The organism is Corynebacterium sp. ES2715-CONJ3 (assembly GCF_024814365.1).
In the GTDB taxonomy this organism is placed as follows: Bacteria; Actinomycetota; Actinomycetes; order Mycobacteriales; family Mycobacteriaceae; genus Corynebacterium.
In genome coordinates this window covers 72,708-89,638 of record NZ_JANUXS010000002.1, presented here as the reverse complement: position 1 = coordinate 89,638, position 16,931 = coordinate 72,708, and the positions used below count along the sequence as shown (strand labels likewise).

Annotated in this window: 13 protein-coding genes and 5 tRNA genes; 2 read left to right on the top strand and 16 right to left on the bottom strand. The window is 51.8% G+C overall.

The annotated features are described in order from the left end of the window. Positions 1-10: 10 nt before the first annotated feature. The 6 genes from rplL to NXT00_RS02675 form a co-directional block, all read right to left on the bottom strand. Positions 11-397, bottom strand: a complete 387-nt coding sequence (gene rplL / locus NXT00_RS02700; RefSeq protein ID WP_259157964.1) for a 50S ribosomal protein L7/L12 — start codon at positions 395-397, stop codon at positions 11-13. A gap of 100 nt (positions 398-497) precedes the next feature. Next, positions 498-1,013 carry a 50S ribosomal protein L10 gene (gene rplJ, locus NXT00_RS02695; RefSeq protein ID WP_259077522.1) on the bottom strand — a complete coding sequence of 172 codons (516 nt, stop codon included), beginning with the start codon at positions 1,011-1,013 and terminating at the stop codon, positions 498-500. Between the two features lie 759 nt (positions 1,014-1,772). Then, positions 1,773-4,301 (bottom strand): VWA domain-containing protein, encoded by a 2,529-nt coding sequence (locus NXT00_RS02690; RefSeq protein ID WP_259157963.1) that lies wholly within the window; start codon positions 4,299-4,301, stop codon positions 1,773-1,775. 125 nt (positions 4,302-4,426) lie between these two features. Beyond that, positions 4,427-5,227 (bottom strand): LPXTG cell wall anchor domain-containing protein, encoded by an 801-nt coding sequence (locus tag NXT00_RS02685; protein WP_259077525.1) that lies wholly within the window; start codon positions 5,225-5,227, stop codon positions 4,427-4,429. Further along, the gene (locus NXT00_RS02680) at positions 5,227-6,153 is read right to left on the bottom strand and encodes a class C sortase (RefSeq protein ID WP_259077526.1); all 927 of its coding nucleotides are present in this window, start codon (positions 6,151-6,153) and stop codon (positions 5,227-5,229) included. The genes NXT00_RS02685 and NXT00_RS02680 overlap by 1 nt, the downstream gene beginning before the upstream one ends. Positions 6,154-6,328: 175 nt before the next feature. Further along, complete coding sequence (locus NXT00_RS02675; protein ID WP_259077527.1) at positions 6,329-7,879, bottom strand: SpaH/EbpB family LPXTG-anchored major pilin; 1,551 nt, start codon at positions 7,877-7,879, stop codon at positions 6,329-6,331. 993 nt (positions 7,880-8,872) lie between these two features. Here NXT00_RS02675 and NXT00_RS02670 point away from each other — a divergent pair. Next, a complete protein-coding gene (locus tag NXT00_RS02670; protein ID WP_396124903.1) occupies positions 8,873-9,790 on the top strand; it encodes a class C sortase in 918 nt (305 codons plus the stop codon). Positions 9,791-10,217: 427 nt separating this feature from the next. On the opposite strand, the gene rplA is transcribed toward NXT00_RS02670, so the two are convergent. The 10 genes from rplA to NXT00_RS02620 form a co-directional block, all read right to left on the bottom strand. After that, positions 10,218-10,922 carry a 50S ribosomal protein L1 gene (rplA, locus tag NXT00_RS02665; protein ID WP_259077530.1) on the bottom strand — a complete coding sequence of 235 codons (705 nt, stop codon included), beginning with the start codon at positions 10,920-10,922 and terminating at the stop codon, positions 10,218-10,220. 172 nt (positions 10,923-11,094) lie between these two features. After that, complete coding sequence (gene rplK, locus NXT00_RS02660; RefSeq protein WP_259077532.1) at positions 11,095-11,529, bottom strand: 50S ribosomal protein L11; 435 nt, start codon at positions 11,527-11,529, stop codon at positions 11,095-11,097. Positions 11,530-11,927: 398 nt separating this feature from the next. After that, positions 11,928-12,734 carry a transcription termination/antitermination protein NusG gene (gene nusG, locus NXT00_RS02655; protein WP_259077538.1) on the bottom strand — a complete coding sequence of 269 codons (807 nt, stop codon included), beginning with the start codon at positions 12,732-12,734 and terminating at the stop codon, positions 11,928-11,930. Between the two features lie 239 nt (positions 12,735-12,973). Further along, a complete protein-coding gene (gene secE, locus NXT00_RS02650) occupies positions 12,974-13,309 on the bottom strand; it encodes a preprotein translocase subunit SecE (RefSeq protein WP_259077539.1) in 336 nt (111 codons plus the stop codon). Positions 13,310-13,519: 210 nt separating this feature from the next. Further along, positions 13,520-13,592, bottom strand: a tRNA-Thr gene (locus NXT00_RS02645). Between the two features lie 173 nt (positions 13,593-13,765). Continuing rightward, positions 13,766-13,838: transfer RNA gene (locus NXT00_RS02640), tRNA-Trp, on the bottom strand. A 58-nt stretch (positions 13,839-13,896) separates the two neighbouring features. Next, positions 13,897-13,968: transfer RNA gene (locus tag NXT00_RS02635), tRNA-Met, on the bottom strand. 34 nt (positions 13,969-14,002) lie between these two features. Further along, positions 14,003-14,075 (bottom strand) — tRNA-Thr (locus NXT00_RS02630). Positions 14,076-14,250: 175 nt separating this feature from the next. Further along, a tRNA-Tyr gene (locus NXT00_RS02625) sits at positions 14,251-14,332 on the bottom strand. A 111-nt stretch (positions 14,333-14,443) separates the two neighbouring features. Further along, the gene (locus NXT00_RS02620; protein ID WP_259077540.1) at positions 14,444-15,475 is read right to left on the bottom strand and encodes a polyprenyl synthetase family protein; all 1,032 of its coding nucleotides are present in this window, start codon (positions 15,473-15,475) and stop codon (positions 14,444-14,446) included. A 180-nt stretch (positions 15,476-15,655) separates the two neighbouring features. Between NXT00_RS02620 and NXT00_RS02615 the strand changes: the two genes are divergently transcribed. Beyond that, positions 15,656-16,915, top strand: coding sequence for a geranylgeranyl reductase family protein (locus tag NXT00_RS02615; protein ID WP_259157961.1), 1,260 nt, complete (start codon positions 15,656-15,658; stop codon positions 16,913-16,915). The last annotated feature ends 16 nt before the right edge of the window (positions 16,916-16,931 follow it).

Here is a 16,931-nt window from a genome sequence, read left to right as displayed (position 1 = left end):
AGCTGGAAGATTACTTAAGGGTAACCTTTGCGCCAGCCTCTTCGAGCTTAGCCTTAGCAGCCTCAGCGTCGTCCTTGGAAGCGCCCTCGAGGATAGCCTTAGGAGCACCCTCAACTAGTTCCTTAGCTTCCTTCAGGCCCAGGCCGGAGACGAGCTCGCGAACAGCCTTAATAACGCCGATCTTCTTAGCGCCAGCATCCTCGAGAACAACGTCAAATTCGTCTTTCTCTTCTTCAGCAGCAGCGCCAGGAGCAGCAGCGCCAGCAGCAGCAACTGCAACAGGAGCAGCAGCGGTTACCTCGAAGACCTCTTCGAATTCTTTAACGAACTCAGAGAGTTCGATAAGGGTCATCTCTTTGAAAGCCTCGATGAGCTCGTCCTTGGTGAGCTTAGCCATGGTGGTATTCCTTTCGGTGTGGGTGGGACATCCAATAAACCGATATCCCTAAAAAGTGTTTATATATTTCAAGAAGCAGCGCTTTTACACGCTATGCCTCTTAAGCGTCCTTCTTCTCCTGGAGTGCAGCCGCGAGGCGTGCAACCTGGGAAGCGGGAGCGTTGAATAGGCCTGCAGCCTTTGCCAAGTTGCCCTTCATGGCACCTGCCAGCTTTGCGAGAGTGGTCTCGCGGTTATCCAGCTCAGCGATGGCATCAACCTGAGCGGAGCTCAGGGCGTTGCCGTCCATGTAGCCACCCTTAACAACGAATGCCTTGTTGTCAGAAGCGAACTTCTTCATCACCTTGGCAGCGTCAACAGCTTCGCCCTTAATGAAGGCAATAGCGGTTGGGCCGGTGAAAAGGTCATCGAGGCCCTCAATGCCAGCTTCTTGAGCTGCCAGCTTGAGGAGGGTGTTCTTGGCGACGTTGTACTGGACATCAGCACCGAGAGCTTTACGCAATTCGGTGGTCTGAGCAACACTCAGGCCACGGTACTCCGTAAGCACAAATGCGTCGTGCTCTGCGAAGCTCTGCTTGAGAGCTTTCAGGGCAGCATCATTCTTCGGGTTAGCCATTACTACGCCTCCTTTCCTCTTTATTGATTCAAAGGTTTATCCGCCGGAGCTTTTTCTTTAGAACAAGACAAAAGCCCCGTACAAGAGCACAGGGCGCAACACTTAATTCCCACAAATGGGAAAGAAATGAGCTCTAAAGTGACTCCTGCGTGGGCCGATCTCAAGCGATAAAGCTTTTCGATACTTTCAAGCGCGAACGCTGACCGACGGTCTACGGTGAAACTTGAGCGACAAGCGAGGTAATTCTCACCTGCTTTCAAACTTCATCTGGCACTATACCGTACGACCGGGTAGATACCAAACTATCGGTGCGATTTGCATATGTCTTATACACCTCCAGATCCATACGAAGCAAACAGATAGCAGCCCCCGATTACCCACCGCCGTCGCTGCGCTGACACTGGAAACTCACGGCCGGTGGCTAGGATCGAATACTAGCCAGCTTGACCGAAGTGCTCGGGTAGAAGCGATTGCAGACCCCCGTCCCGTAGCCCACTATAAAAAGATTGCACGCAATATATACGAAGCGCTTATTTGACCACCCGTGGTTTATCTCGACTGACTGGCCGGATTCTATTGCAGGAATTCTAACGGCGGCGGTCAGTGCAACTAGTTTGATATGGATTGTACGCAACCGTATAAAACCCTTCAACAGACCCCCGGAGTATCTCTGGGTGAGGAGAACCGGGAAGATTTATAGCAAAAGAAAGAGCATATGAAGAGGGGTATCCTTCATATGCTCTGCCAATTATCTGTGCGTTAAGCGCGTCGCTTCGCTAAGAATATTCCACCGAGAATCAGTAGTAGGGATGTGAGGAGCCACGACCACAGGCCCTGTCCACCAGTTTCTGGCAAGGTTCCTGACTGAACATTCATCACTACCAATTTCAGAGTATTATTTTGATCCACCGTCACCACAGTGCCGTCTTTCGCCTCGTCGAGAAGGCGGACCTTCTTCGTTTGATCATTAGGATCTTTGTAAACTTCAAAACCGACAGACTCCGGGAAGAGACTGTATCCAGACGGTGAGACCGTCTCGATCAGGTAGTACTGACCGAGTTTTAACTCAAAGGAGTAGCGGCCAGATCCAGCAGGGTCCTCCGTAATAGTCTCCAGCCCAGCAACGGGGCTATTTCCTGCACTATCGGTTGCGACCATAAATACAGCACCCGCAAGACCTTGCATCTGAGCATCCTGCTTTTCGATCTCCACGATCGCAGGGGACGGTGTCCGTTTATTCTGATACACACACCGAATATGCTCGCCGTTTTCTATACCACGAATCCGCAATCCAAATTCACCGTCATCTGAATATCGCGATGCAGGTAATTCTTGTAGCTGCGGATCATTGCTGTCGTAGCATAAGGCATTTCTCACCTGGGCAGCCGAATCAGACTGTTTCACCAGCTCCCATTCACTTTGCTGCACCTCCGCCACACTGACTTCCGCACGGCTTGTAGTGTCCTCTAGGCCAATACGGTAGAAAACTAAACCGTCTGCGTCGGTCTTTTGGGCACGCGGAGAGTTCAACTGCACACCCGGACCCGTTGCGTCACCCACAATGTCCCAGCCAACACCAGCTTCTGGGTTCTGACCATTTTCATCCAGAATGTGCTTTTCCACGGTCACACTGGCACTACAGGAGACGATCGATCGGAGCGTATCTGGGATCTCATCATAATCGCTGAGCAAAAAATAATCGGACCTATCTGCGTTATTCGCCGTATCGCTGTATCGAGTGAAGCCTGATATCGACTGCAGGTTGTACTCAGAGTCACCATCTAAACCCGTGGTTCCTCTTCCCACACCGATGCCGATTATCTTGGTACCCTGTTCTTTGAGGCGGTTCGCAGAAGCAATTGCGGCTTCCACGCGAATGAAATCGGTCATGGATCCACCCTGATTATTTTCCTCCGAATATTGCGGGAGCCTATTCGTCGTGGGGTTTCCGTCGGTGACGAAGAGAACTGCATCATAAATCGGGCCGCCTGTACGGCCCTCTTGAGCCTGGGATACTTCCATCAAACCAGCATCCCAGTTAGTCCCCTCGTTACTATCGGTGTACTTGCCCCATTCACGGATCTGATCTTTAATTTTTTGCGTTTGACTTGGGTCGTTGAGATCGTAGAGTTCCGGCAGGTTCTTGATATTGGGCCTACCAAACAGCCTATACGGTGGTTTAGCCGGTGAATCAGAACCTAGCGAAAAGATGGAAACGTTACCTCCGGATCCTTCCATGGTATTGACGAGTTTTATCATCGCTCGGGATAGGTCATCAGTTTTCCCAGCTCTCTTAACGGAACCAGAGAGGTCGCCAACGATGGCGAAATTCAGGCCGCACTTTTTCCCTAAGCGTGGGTTCTCCTTGGGGATAATGAAACTTCCGCTCGATGAGCGATGACTTTCCGTTATGCTATAATTCCTCTCCCAATTCGACTCATAAGCGCGCATGAATGTTTCTGATTTGTCAGAACCATCACCAGCTTCTATCACCACTCCGGCTTTCAGCTTAGGCGTGAGCTGCGCATAGCTCTGCAGGCGGGAGAGGCGATCTCCACTATCGGAAGGGCCCGTGCGGACCTTGTCAATGAGGTTATAACCTATGGGCACGGCCACTGGTTTAATCCACACTCTTTCGTTTGTGGGGATCCTTCCCCTTTCTCTGCCCACCGGGATCCTAATATCGCAGAAGCCAGTGAAGTCCGTCGTACAGCTAGCCCAATCTTCATTTACTCTACGCAGGGGTTCTCCGTAGCTTAGCGCCTTCGTCATAGAGGAAACCTGAGATCGTGGGTTACCGCGGTAAACCTGCAAAGTAACGCCAGCTAGTGGACTAAAATACTTCGAGAAACGACTGGCTCCTGCATTAGATGCTGTTTGGCCGTCCCATAATCGGTCGGAACCGGCACGTACTCTAACGATGGCTACTTCACTATCTGGGAGGACTCTTCCCGCAACGGTCCTCGCGCCTTCTAACTGCGTATCGTCATCAGAAGAGGGTACTTGCTCATCGCTATCTTCGTTAATATCGACGTCTTGGGGCTCTACGAACTCACCCTCTTCAGGCGGAGTCTCACCTTCGTCGGTGATTTCTTCAGTCGTTGTAAGTTCGGGCGCGTTGGAGTCGCTGGTTGGGGTTGGTTCGCTCGTAGACACCACAACCTCATCAAGCACTGCCTCACCCCCCACACTCTCGGTGACCTGTTGACCTAAAACCGGGCTGGTCACCCCTATCAAACTACCCGCAGCAACCAACACCGCTACCTTAACCGCTAAACCATTCTTCATTCTGTATCCCTTTTAATATGAACGGATCACGATAACCATCCGCTCGTGCCATGAATTGAGTTTTATAACCACACCAAGGCACTAACAGGTAGAGCATTCCAAGCCCACCTCGTGCCCACGACGTTTTATTGTTGTGAATTTCTTCTCCGATTCACCGCGAGCACCCAAAAGCCCGCAAGAATCAACAGACCAGCCAACCCAACAAGACCAATGACCCCAGCACCCGTCATCGGCAGAGACTTCATACCCTTCACCGGTGGCGCCGGAGGTGTCGTGGTACTAGGGGGAGGCGGTGTATTCGTTACAGGTGGTGGAGGAGTAATTGTTACAGGAGGTGACGGTGGAGGTGTTGGCGTCGGAGTCGGTGGTACTTCAAATTTCGCTGCAAGAGCGAGGTTATAACTCCACTCCCCTTGCTTATCAATAATGGGAATAACGATGACATCTTCTTGTGTCTTGCGGCCACCACCAGCAGGAGGCGTAGCTTTAAAAAGATATACGCCAGGTTTCAAACCACTAAATACCACTGTCCCCTGAGCATTTGTGACCTCGCTATAACTATCACCTTGACCAAGCCTCTTAGCCTGAGTAACACTCAACCGAGCGGCTTTGGTATACCCCTGAGTCGTATTAATCGGATCAGTATCGAGTTTGGTGAGCGTAACCGTATACCCCGCAGACCCCTCCCCAGACAGACCCGAATTAGACGGAATCCTTATTTCAACGGTGATATCACGATCAAGGTCAATGGTATCTGCAGCAGGAGCAGGATTAGCGAAACCAGTCACCGCTGCATGAGCCTGCGGCGAACTCACCCACCCAGGTTCACCGAAACCTATAGTTGCTGCGACAGATAACGCACACGCCGTAGCAAGGGGTACGCCTATCCGCACAATACGTGCAGGTTTAATAAGATACTCGTCCATTACAGTTCGCCTTCATAGTCAATATTGTTGTTGTGATTTAGTTGTTGGAATTTCAAGCGACGTTTTTCATGAATCAACCACCACACAAGGATGAGTAGTCCGAAGATGAAGATCGCGCTGAGCGCATACACCCACCATTGGCGTGCGCCCGATTGGGGGGAGTTCAACAGGGTTCGATCTTCCTCAAGGAGGGGCATTCGTTGTCCGCGTACGAGCAGACGGTGGGTGTTGATCCCGTAGGGCGTACAGGTCACTAGGGTGACCATGTCCTTGTTATCCTCGGCTCTTAAAGATTCGACTTCGTTCGGTAGCACCGTTCGGATCTGGTCAACTTGATATTTGAGCTGATGCCCAGCCACCTGAATGAAGAAGGAATCGCCTTCTTTAACGTTTTTCAAATTGTCAAACAGTGTGGCATTTGGGAGTCCGGTATGTCCGGTCAAGATCGAATGTGATCCCGCACCACCAACTGGGAGATCCGACCCGAATAGATGGCCTATACCCTGCAACAGGGTATCTTTTTGGGTTCCGTGGTAAATCGGGAGGTCTGATCGAATACTGGGAATGGTCAGGCGTGCCATTACGTCTACTGAGTGAAGCTGCTCAAGATAATCCTCATATGCTGGGTTATTTGAGATGAATCTTTCGATCCATGGGTCTAGGATGGGGCCGATTGCACGCTCTTCGTTGTAGCGGTGAGCGTCTTCCCATTCGCGGTCTATAACTGGTGCTGGGATATCTTTGTGTATTTCTGCATACTGAGCAGCTGCGCGACTTTGTTGCCAGTTATTCCATTCTGTGGAAACAACTGGGTAAATGATGATAAGCAGCCCCGAGAGCACGAGAAGTGCTGGCAGTAGGATATGCCTAAAACCTGAAAGGAAACCGTAGGAATTACTACGATCTGGAAGCGAAAGCTGAGTCAATGTGGTTCCCCATATGGCGCAGACCCACCGATATAAATGGTGTGGATACGCTGCTATTTTTCTGAATGAGACAATTGCTGGTGCACCGGGTGAGAAGGGAGCTCGGTGGTGGCGAGCTCCCTTCTCACCTTCAGTGCGTGTGGTTGACGCCTATGGCCTCAACCTTTGACCTGTTTTAGGCCTTGGGTGAGGTGCGTCGAGCTAACCAGGCACCAGCTGCGATAATCGCAGCACCAAAGGCAGCGAGGATACCTACGCCGAAACCACCGGTCATCGGTAGTTCTGGGGTCGTATCTTTTAAGTTCTCAATCTTGCCGCCGTTGATTGGAACCAGATCGCCTTGGATTGACTGAGCCTTGGTCAGTGTGAACTCAATAGGCTCAGCGAGCAGTTCAAAATCAGCTGGGGACTTTGTCTCAACCAAGCAATATGACTCATATTTGTTGGGTTGTCCCGAGTTATCTGTCCAATCGTTGACGTGTAGACCGTTGAAAGTCACCACACCATTGCTGTCCGAGGTTGCAATAGCGTCCGCCTTATTGATCTGTGCGATATCGAGCAGGTCAGCATCCAGCGCGCTCTTCGAGCACTCTTGACCGTTCTTAACACCATAGACTCGGAATTCTGCGCCAGCGAGCTTGTTGTCTGTGTTGCCAGCTTCAACCTTTTCGAAAGTGATACCCGCGTAGTAGGTCTTCACCTTATCGGTTGTCTGAGGCTCTTTATCCTGATTCGTCCCTGGCTTATTTTCGATAACATCCGCGGTGTTTTCAACAACTCCGTTTGTATCGTCTTTGACCGTCGCAGGAATCGTTGCCACAACTTCTTGATTATTCGCTAGCTTGTCTAGGCCAGCAGGTGTGAAGGTAATAGTCACGAGATTTCCGGTTACCGTCACGGTGTAATCAGTACCAGCGGTAAAACCTGCAACCAAGACTGCATCCGCAGCGGGTGGGGTTAATTTCGCATCGAGCTCATCGGTGATGACAAATTTGGTTCGATCCTGCTTGGCACCCACTGCTTGAGCATAGGCTTTGATTGTATAAACAATCGTATCGCCTGCATTCATTCCGGAGTCGACGACTTCCTTAATGGGTTTCTTCGACGAGTAGTTCTTAGGGTATGCAATAGGATTGTAGTTCCAGCTGGTTCCACCTTGACCGGCATTATCCTGTGTCATTGGAATGAATGCGATAAAAGGTTGAGCCTTGCGGAAGGTAACTCCAGCCAGCGTTGGAGTGGTGGTTTCCACCACGAGGTAAGCGCCGAGTTCCAGATTCTCGAACAGAGCCTGACCGGCAACGCCGGCTGCGCCAGTAATGACCTCATCGCCAACCTTGTCTACCTTGCTAAGATCGGCTTCCTCACCGCTGAGGTAATCTGCGACGTTTAGGCCTGCAGCGTTTTTAAGTCCCTCATTGGTTGTGAGGTCAACACCTTTGATCTTGTAGATTGTAAAGCCCGCACCATCGAGGGCTTCGCCCTTGACTTGATCATCAGCGTTACCCGTTGGGGTTCCAAGCGATTCTGGATCTTTTTTCTTGTGCAGGGTCAGTGAGCCGGTTTGAGTGGGGTCAATGAGGGCTGCGCTCGCAGAGGTCGAGGCTCCAGAATTTGAGCCGCCAGTATTGGATTGGGCTAGGGCACCCGGAGCTGATATACCGAGCGAGAGGCCGACGATGGCCGCGAAAGTTACGGAGCGGGCCGTACGGGAATATTTGTGCATGTGAACTGTCCTTAGATCAGTGGATTGAGTGCAAATGTGATCACCCAACGAGAGGAACTTGTGTCTGCCCCTCCTCCCCAACGTCAAACCTGATCTGCATAGTGAGATCGATATGAGCTGCGGTGGAAGGGCAAGGCCGTGGGTAGCATATTAACTACACTCAGGTAGCATATTGGCTACACGTAGCGTAATGTGCTACTTTGTGATGAGAATCACTTATATTTCGGGGGTGTTAACCCGCCTCCTCACCAGCCAAATCCCCTGACAGCATGAGGTTTTAGGATTTCACCACACCGCCCCCCCTAACCTGGCCGCTATGGCAGCCCCCCATTGAGGAGAGTGCACACAAACAGGCCAAGACTGTCCACCTTCCCCTGCTATGTATATGCCTCCAGGGCACACCCCCGCCCCTGATCTCAGAGAGTCCAGCAACGTATGCACATATTTCCAACCACCACTGTTCAAAGACGCACAGGGAATAGCTAGAGCACTAGCCTTGTTCATACGAGCTAGATACCAACGCACTCAACGCGTCACTGGTTACCACGATGGTCTTGATGTACCCGTAATTGGCCGCGCACATCGATGTGAACCGAGTACAGATGGCCTTACCGCATCGACGCCAAAGCTCACCTGATATCGGCTCCCCCTCAAGTCGCCGAAGAGTATGGCATATAAATCCAATGAACCCTACGACGAGTACAGCCAGGTCACAGCACGTCAGGAGATGCGTGCAGCCATGAGTGATTGCTGGAACCCACCCCTTGTAGATTTGCACCATGTCAGAGCAATCCACCTGATTTTTCACCATCGCGCACCTTGTCACTGCACGCCGGTATCTTTTTAGCTCTCGGCGCAGCTCATTGTCCTTTTTAAAACTCCACCACCTGACCGCAGATCTACTACCCCACGAGCGGGCATTTAGTGGACAGAGAAAAATATCTAGTGTGAAGCCCTATATTTTCGTCCCTTTATTGGGTAAATTCTTCATATATGGCTCAAATAGCTGCGCACAACGATCCGAAGGCCCGCTCACGTAATGCTTCACCACCAAAAAGAAGCAATGTCAAAATGTTTCTCGCGGTTATATTAATTCTTATCGGAGTAGGCGTTCTGGTTTACCCCGTCGTGGCTACTCAGTGGAATAACTGGCAGCAGCAGCAAGCAGCTGATGAATATGCCAAGTTGGAAAAGGCGGCCCCTCCTGAGGTGCTCGATACCGCATGGGAGGATGCACTCCGCTACAACCTGGAGCGCACAGGCAATTCTGGCTTCACAGACGCGTGGCGGGCTATAGCGGACGAAACCTCCCCGGCATACCAGCAATATCTGCAGTATCTATCGCAATTGTCGGATACTGATGCCATGGGCCAGATCATGATTCCGTCGATCAAGTCAAAATTACCCATCTATCACGGCACTGGACCACATGCCCTTGACCGCGGTGTTGGGCACCTATTTGGAACAGATCTACCGATCGGGGGCGACAATCGCCACTCCGTATTATCCGCACACACTGGGATTCAAACCGCGACCTTGTGGGATAACTTAATCAACGTCAAAAAGGGTGAGGTCTTCTATATCGCGGTATCCGGCCACAAACTGAAATATCAAGTAGATATGATCAAAATTGTAGAGCCTGATCATTTGGATGATCTCGGCCGCGAAAACGGTCGTGATTTTGTCACTCTTGTTACGTGTACACCCTACGGAATTAATAGTCACCGCCTGCTAGTTCGGGGACACCGGGTACCCATGGATAAGGACGAGTCTAAAGTATTCGAAGCCTCTCAAATAGTGTGGCAGTGGTGGATGTGGGCCCTCATAGCTGCCGCAATCATTATCATACTGACACTCTTAGCGTGGCTTATGAAAGGCACTCGACGTGCGGGCAGGCACACCGCACTATGAGCTGATTTTTTGCTCAGGCTTCTCAGTACTAGCAATAGCCCAGCCTGAACCAGTGCAACCAGAGGTGGCTGATCGCAGTAGCGCATCTATCCCTAGGTCCACTCACATCTATGCAAAGCCACATACTCGAGGTTCTCCTGAGGGCGGGGACCAGAACCCGCATAGCGGCCTTTTGTCGGTAGCATCGACTCGCCCACACTGCGCTCGATGGTCGTAGCAAGCTCAACGAAATGAACAAAACTCCCGGGCAGATAACGCTCAACGTTCTCTTAATACATCGGAGTAACCGGGGGCAATGTTGACTAGAGATCACAAGGGCGCCCCCCACTCCACATACAACCCCCTTATGGTCTTAATGGATTCACCATTAAAGCCCTCTCCCCGATCAGGGAGAGGGCTTTAAAACCGAGCTATAGAACTTTAGTTCTTAGCCGAGGTAATTCTTCTGAATGGAGGGATCCACTGGAACACCAGGGCCAGAGGTAGAGGACACGGTGACCCTCTTGATATAAATGCCCTTAGCAGAGGAAGGCTTCAAGCGGTTGATCTCATCAATCAAAGCGCCGTAGTTCTCGGCGAGCTTCTCTGCATCGAAGGAGGCCTTGCCCAAGATAGCATGAAGGTTTGCAGCCTTGTCCACGCGGAAAGAAATCTTGCCGCCCTTAACCTCCGAGATGGCCTTGGCTACGTCGGTGGTCACGGTGCCGGTCTTAGGGTTTGGCATCAAACCACGAGGGCCGAGTACGCGAGCCACGCGTCCGACCTTAGCCATTTGATCGGGGGTTGCGATGGCAACGTCGAAATCGGTCCAGCCGTCGGTGATCTTCTGGATCAGCTCGTCGGTGCCCACGAAATCAGCGCCGGCAGCCTCTGCCTCGGTAGCCTTTTCGCCTGCGGCGAAGACGGCGACGCGCACGGTCTTACCAGTGCCGTGTGGCAAGGAAACAGTACCGCGAACAAGCTGATCAGCCTTGCGGGGATCAACTCCCAGACGGATAGCCACGTCAACGGTAGCGTCGAAGTTTTTTGACGAGGTCTCTTTAACAACCTCGAGGGCCTTCAGTGGCTCGTACAGACGATCTTTGACGATCTTTTCCGCGGCGGCCTTATAAGCTTTGGATGACTTGCTCATGATAGATCCTTCTCTCGATAGATATGAGGATGGTGTGGTGAGTGGGCCGAAGCGAGCCCTTCCACTGTATATACAAATATTTATCACCTCAGCCCTTAGAGGAGGACTCCAGGTGAAGGGTGGTAAGAAAACTTCTAGGGCTTATTCCTACCACCTTTAAAGAGGGAAAGTATTACTTAACCTCGATGCCCATGGAGCGGGCGGTGCCGGCGATAATCTTGGCTGCAGCCTCGATATCGTTGGCGTTGAGGTCTTCCATCTTGGTCTGGGCGATCTCGCGCACCTGATCCATGGTGACGGAAGCGACCTTATCGGTGTGAGGAACACCGGAGCCCTTCTTCACACCCGCAGCCTTGAGCAGCAATTTGGCTGCTGGTGGGGTCTTGAGCTTGAAGTCGAAGGAACGGTCTTCGTAGACGGTGATCTCCACAGGAACAACGTTGCCGCGTTGAGATTCAGTGGCAGCGTTATAAGCCTTACAGAACTCCATGATGTTGACGCCGTGAGCACCAAGTGCTGGGCCAACTGGAGGAGCTGGGTTAGCAGCGCCAGCCTCGATCTGTAGCTTGATCAGGCCGGTGACCTTTTTCTTTTTCTTTGGAGCCATCTTTACTACCTACTTCCTATGTTAACGCTAAGCACCCCTGGTCTTTGAGGAATCCACAGGACCAACGTGTGGGGGATGTATTACCCAAGATGGTGATGGTAATACCCACTTGCGCCCGGATGCCCCGCGAAGAATTGCCTTTGACGGATTATTCAACGCTCAAAGCCACCGGTTAAAATTTATGGTGTATGCGCATCAAAAGACACGCGGGATACCACTCTACAGGTCAGTGAAATATTTATCAAAGCCCAGCACATATATGCTTTGGCCCCACCATAGAGGCGGGGCCAAAGCGTTGATCTTTTCCCTAGATCACTATACGTTCGTGGCGGTGCGGGGTTGACCAAGTTAACCAAGTTGACCAAGTTAACGGAGTTAACTGAGTGAGCCAGAGCGAGTTAGCTAATCTTTTCCACCTGGTCCACATTGACTTCCACTGGGGTTTCGCGGCCAAAGATGGAAACGAGAACCTGCAGCTTTGCATTATCTGCATCGATGGAAGAAATAGTGGCAGATACACCCGCGAGCGCACCGGTGAGGATGGTGACAGCCTCGCCTTCTTCAAAGTCCACGGTCACCGCGGGCTTGGAGGTGTCTAGTGGCATCTCCACCACCATCTCTCCCTCGGCCTCAGCTTCGGCGGCGGTCGCAGCATGAGCAGACTCTTGTGGCATGAGGAATTTAGCAACATCGCGGTGCTTGACCGGAGTGGCATTGCCCTCATTGCCCACGAAGGAAGTCACACCCGGGGTTTCGCGCACCACGGACCAGGCACGATCGTTGATATCCATGCGCACGAGAACGTAGCCTGGTAGCAATTTCCGCTTAACTACCTTGCGCTTACCATCTTTGATCTCCACCGCTTGTTCCACCGGAACCACAATCTCGTAGATCGAATCTTCTACCTCGAGGGTCTGAGAGCGCATATCAAGGTTGGTTTTCACCTTGTTTTCGTAGCCAGAATAGCACTGGATGATATACCAACGGCCGGGTTGCTTTTTCAGTTCGCGGGTAAAAGCACGCAGACGAGCCTTATAATCGCCCTCTTCATGACCGGGGACGTCCGCGCCTTCTGATACGGGGGTTTCACTTAATTCGTCGAGGGACTGCGAGGCAGGCTCTACCAGTTCCGGGGTGGTCTCGGGCAGTTCAACCTCTGCTTCGGCAAATACATCGCCGAAGGTATCTGGAGTTTCATCGCTCATGGTCATCTTCTCGCTTTCAATTGGGCTTTTATATGAGTTGCTATAAAGAGTAATCGTGGGAGCCTACGCCGCAGCTTGATTATCGTGGCGGCGTGTCCCACGTCCCCAGTATGGGGCGGTGTGGGACGGTATGGGAAAAATTATCCCGCCCTCACCTCGAATTGGAAGCTATTATTTCGCTTCTATTTTTAGAGGTTACGGCGGGAGAAGTATTAGGTTATGTACTACTAAAAACGATCCTAGCGGTGCGTGAGAACCTTCTCAACTCCCAAGCCTGCAAGGAAGTCCACACCAGCGACAAGAGCGGTTAAGGCGATGAGGAAAGCGAAAACAATGAGGGTGTAGTTAACCATCTGACGTGAGGTTGGCCAGATCACCTTCTTCATTTCCGAGCCTACTTCAGGCAGGAAGGAAACAACTGCATTAGCTTTCGAGGAGGTCGGCTCTGCGGCCTCGGCGACTGGCCGCGGTTGCTTTTTCTCATAATCAGCAGTGGAGGTTGTGCTGACACCGGTCAGCTGACGCTTACCCGTAGGGCGTGCGGCACCGCCTGGCGTTGGCTTATCTTCGCTCACGCGACTCTCCTCAAAAAAATTTTATTAGTTGGAAATATATAGAATGCTACGTCGCGTGGATATTCATCCACCCGCAAGAGCTTAACTATATCAAAGATCCACTGCTATCCCATTACTCTCACCCTTACGGGGAGGTCGAGCGCCCATCAGGGCTCTACCGGTGGCATAAATGGAGGCCATGCTTAACAAGGGGTGGGGGCAATAAAAAAGAGCCCCCTGACAGAATCGAACTGTCGACCTTTTCCTTACCATGGAAACGCTCTGCCGACTGAGCTAAGGGGGCACTGCTTCGATGGAACAAACAGATCATGTATCTGTGCTCTTAGTCGCAGCGTGGATCAGATTACAGATATATTAAATTTTTTACAAATTATCCCCATCCTCCCAGTTCAGAGAGGGTTACGGAAGCAAAAAAGCACCAACCTCTTTGAGGAAGGATGGTGCTTTTTCATCTTGCAGGGGCGACAGGACTTGAACCTGCAACCTACGGTTTTGGAGACCGTTGCTCTACCAATTGAACTACGCCCCTATTTATCTTTAGTGATATTGAAAATAGTACACGATAAAGTGTTTTTTCTTCGTCACCGTAGCGATGGCGAGAATTGAACTCGCGACACAGCGATTATGAGTCGCTTGCTCTACCACTGAGCTACACCGCCATACCTGATTCTTTGGGTTCAAACAAAGAAACAGAGCCCCCTGACAGAATCGAACTGTCGACCTTTTCCTTACCATGGAAACGCTCTGCCGACTGAGCTAAGGGGGCAGATCTCAAGAACAGGATCGATAAAAAGGTAATACCATATCGATCGTCTCGGGAACTGCGAATACTCTAACCCGATCCCAAGCTAGAAAACAAATCGCCTGCTCATCGGATCAAAAATGAAGATAATAAGAAAAACCCCACCGCGTTAGTGAACAAACGGTGGGGTTTGAATCTGTGCCAGGTAGAAGATTCGAACTTCTGTAGGCAATGCCGACGGATTTACAGTCCGCTCCCTTTGGCCGCTCGGGCAACCTGGCGTGCAACACTTTCGTGGTGCGCTTAAGTACCTTACTATATACCCGCTAGCAAACTACAAATCGCCACCTTAACAACCCTATTCTCAGGTTCTCTGGGGAGAACAGCCAACCTTAGCCAACGCGCGCCACTGTAAGGCGCGCTAGCGTGCGCAACGCCTCGGTGGTGGAATTTTGGGGCAATAAATCTAGATTCTTTTCGGCCACCGCCATAAAGCGATGAACATCCGCAAGCGCTTTGTCACGCCCCTTCGACTTTCCCAGTAGTGTCAAGGCGCGGGCGATCTCCTCATCGCTACGCAAAGGGCCAGTAAGAAGGAGGCGTAATTCCTCCCCGATTACAGAATCTTCCTCGAGGGCGTAGAGCACCGGCAAGGTGAATACTCCCTCACGCAGATCCGTCCCCGGCGTCTTACCGGATTGGGAAGAATCAGAGAAAATATCGATAATATCGTCAACGATCTGGAAGATCATACCAATCGCGGAACCGATGGCTTCTACAGCTTTTAGGGTCCTCTCATCGGCACCGGAGTGCAGGGCCCCCAAATAGCCCGCCGCTGCTATGAGAACGCCCGTTTTCTCGTCGATGACCTTCATATAATGATCAACCGCATTACTCTTACCAGCACCGAGAGTTTCTCGCATCTGCCCGGTCACGAGACCACCAAAGGTTTTGGCGAAGTGGGCTACAGTATCGGCCCCTAATTCCGCCATTAGCCGCGAAGCGTGAGCAAGCAGGATATCGCCGGCGAGGATGGCAATCGAATTAGTCCACCGTGCATTGGCCGATTCCACCCCACGGCGTTGAGTTGCCTCATCCATCACATCGTCGTGGTAAAGGGTAGCCAAGTGCGTCATTTCAATAACGATGGCGGCTTTGACGACATCATCGTTCATGGGGTTGGGCCCGTAATTGGAGGCTAGTAACGAAAACATGGGGCGAAAGCGTTTGCCGCCCGCTTTAGTTAAATGCATGACTTTGTCGGTGACAAAATCTTCGCCTTTATTGAGTTCTGCCCGCAGCGTGGCCTCGACTCGAACCATTCCTTCGGCGATTTGCTCGTTGAGAGCATTATCTCCCAGATCGAGGCGTGTACCGATAGCAGAATCACCAGTATGTTGGCGAAGTTCGGCACGGTTGCTCATGCTTTATCTACCTTCTTTTTGTCACAGCCGGTGCGAAGAGTGGTGAGGACAGGAAAGTTAAAGAAATTCTCATATCACCACACCACTTTATCCAACTAACCCCTCAACCGTAGCCGAAACTCGGCCCTTTACATATCCGTGGGGTGGCTAAAGGGCTAGAACCCTTGCAAGAATGGGAACGTGCAAGAAAAAAGGTTAGCAACAGATATTCTCATCATTGGCGCTGGACCCGCCGGATCAAGCGCCGCCCTCTATGCCGCGCGCGCAGGCTATTCCACCATCCTCGTGGACGCCTTAGACTTCCCGCGCGATAAAACCTGCGGAGACGGTCTCACACCGCGGGCTATTACGCAACTAAAAACCCTCGGACTGGCCGAGGAGATCTTAGACCGCTACCACTCCAAGGGATTGAAATTACACGGCTTCGGCGGCGATATCACAGCCCCGTGGCCGGATGGCAGCTTCGGGGATCAAGGCTCAGCGATGCCCCGGCGCGAATTCGATCACCTTCTTTTCACCAAAGCTCAGACAGAGGAAGCGGTTAGCACCATTACCGGGGCTGCGGCTAAAAAAGTGGAGTTCTCCTCCTCGCGGATTAGCCAAGTGGAACTCTCAAACGGAACTATTATTAGCCCGCGCTTCGTCATCGTCGCCGATGGCGTGCGCTCTACTTTCGGAAAATTGCTGGGCAGGACGTGGCATAAAGATAATGTGTACGGGATCGCAGCGCGTTCCTACTGCACAACCGAATATTCTCATGAACAGTGGATTCACTCCCACTTAGAACTCACCAGCCCCGATGGCGTCACCCAACCTGGCTACGGGTGGATCTTCCCCCTTGGTAACGGATATGCCAATGTGGGATGTGGCGCACTATCAACAGAGTCTAGGCCGGCGCAGATCAATACCAAGAAATTGCTCTCCCACTATATTTCTTCCTGCGAAAAAGAATGGGGTTTCGGAGATCCGGAGAATATCGCCTCCGCCCTTCTACCCATGGGTGGATCGGTGTCTAATGTGGCTGGAGCGAACTGGATGCTCATCGGCGATGCCGCCGCTTTGGTTAATCCGCTCAATGGAGAGGGCATTGACTACGGGATGGAATCAGCGGAGTATGCCATTGGAATCCTCGATGAGGCCAAGGATTTTACGCTGATGTGGCCAGATCTCCTCGGTCAGCACTACGGTGAAGCTTTCCTCCTTGCGCGAACTGCTGCGAAATTACTAACCTATCCCCGCTTGCTTGATTATCTTGGCCCAATTGGCCTTAGGCGGCCACTGGGCCCGATGCTCATGCCCGCGGCGGCGCGTCTTATGGGTAACCTTGTCACCCCTGAGGATCAAGACCTTATTGCCAGGCTCTGGCGTAGCGCAGGCGCTGCCATCAAACGTTATTCCGCCGCCCCTACCCTGTGGTCGTCGACTGTGCCCACACCCTAGGCCCTGAGTAGATCTA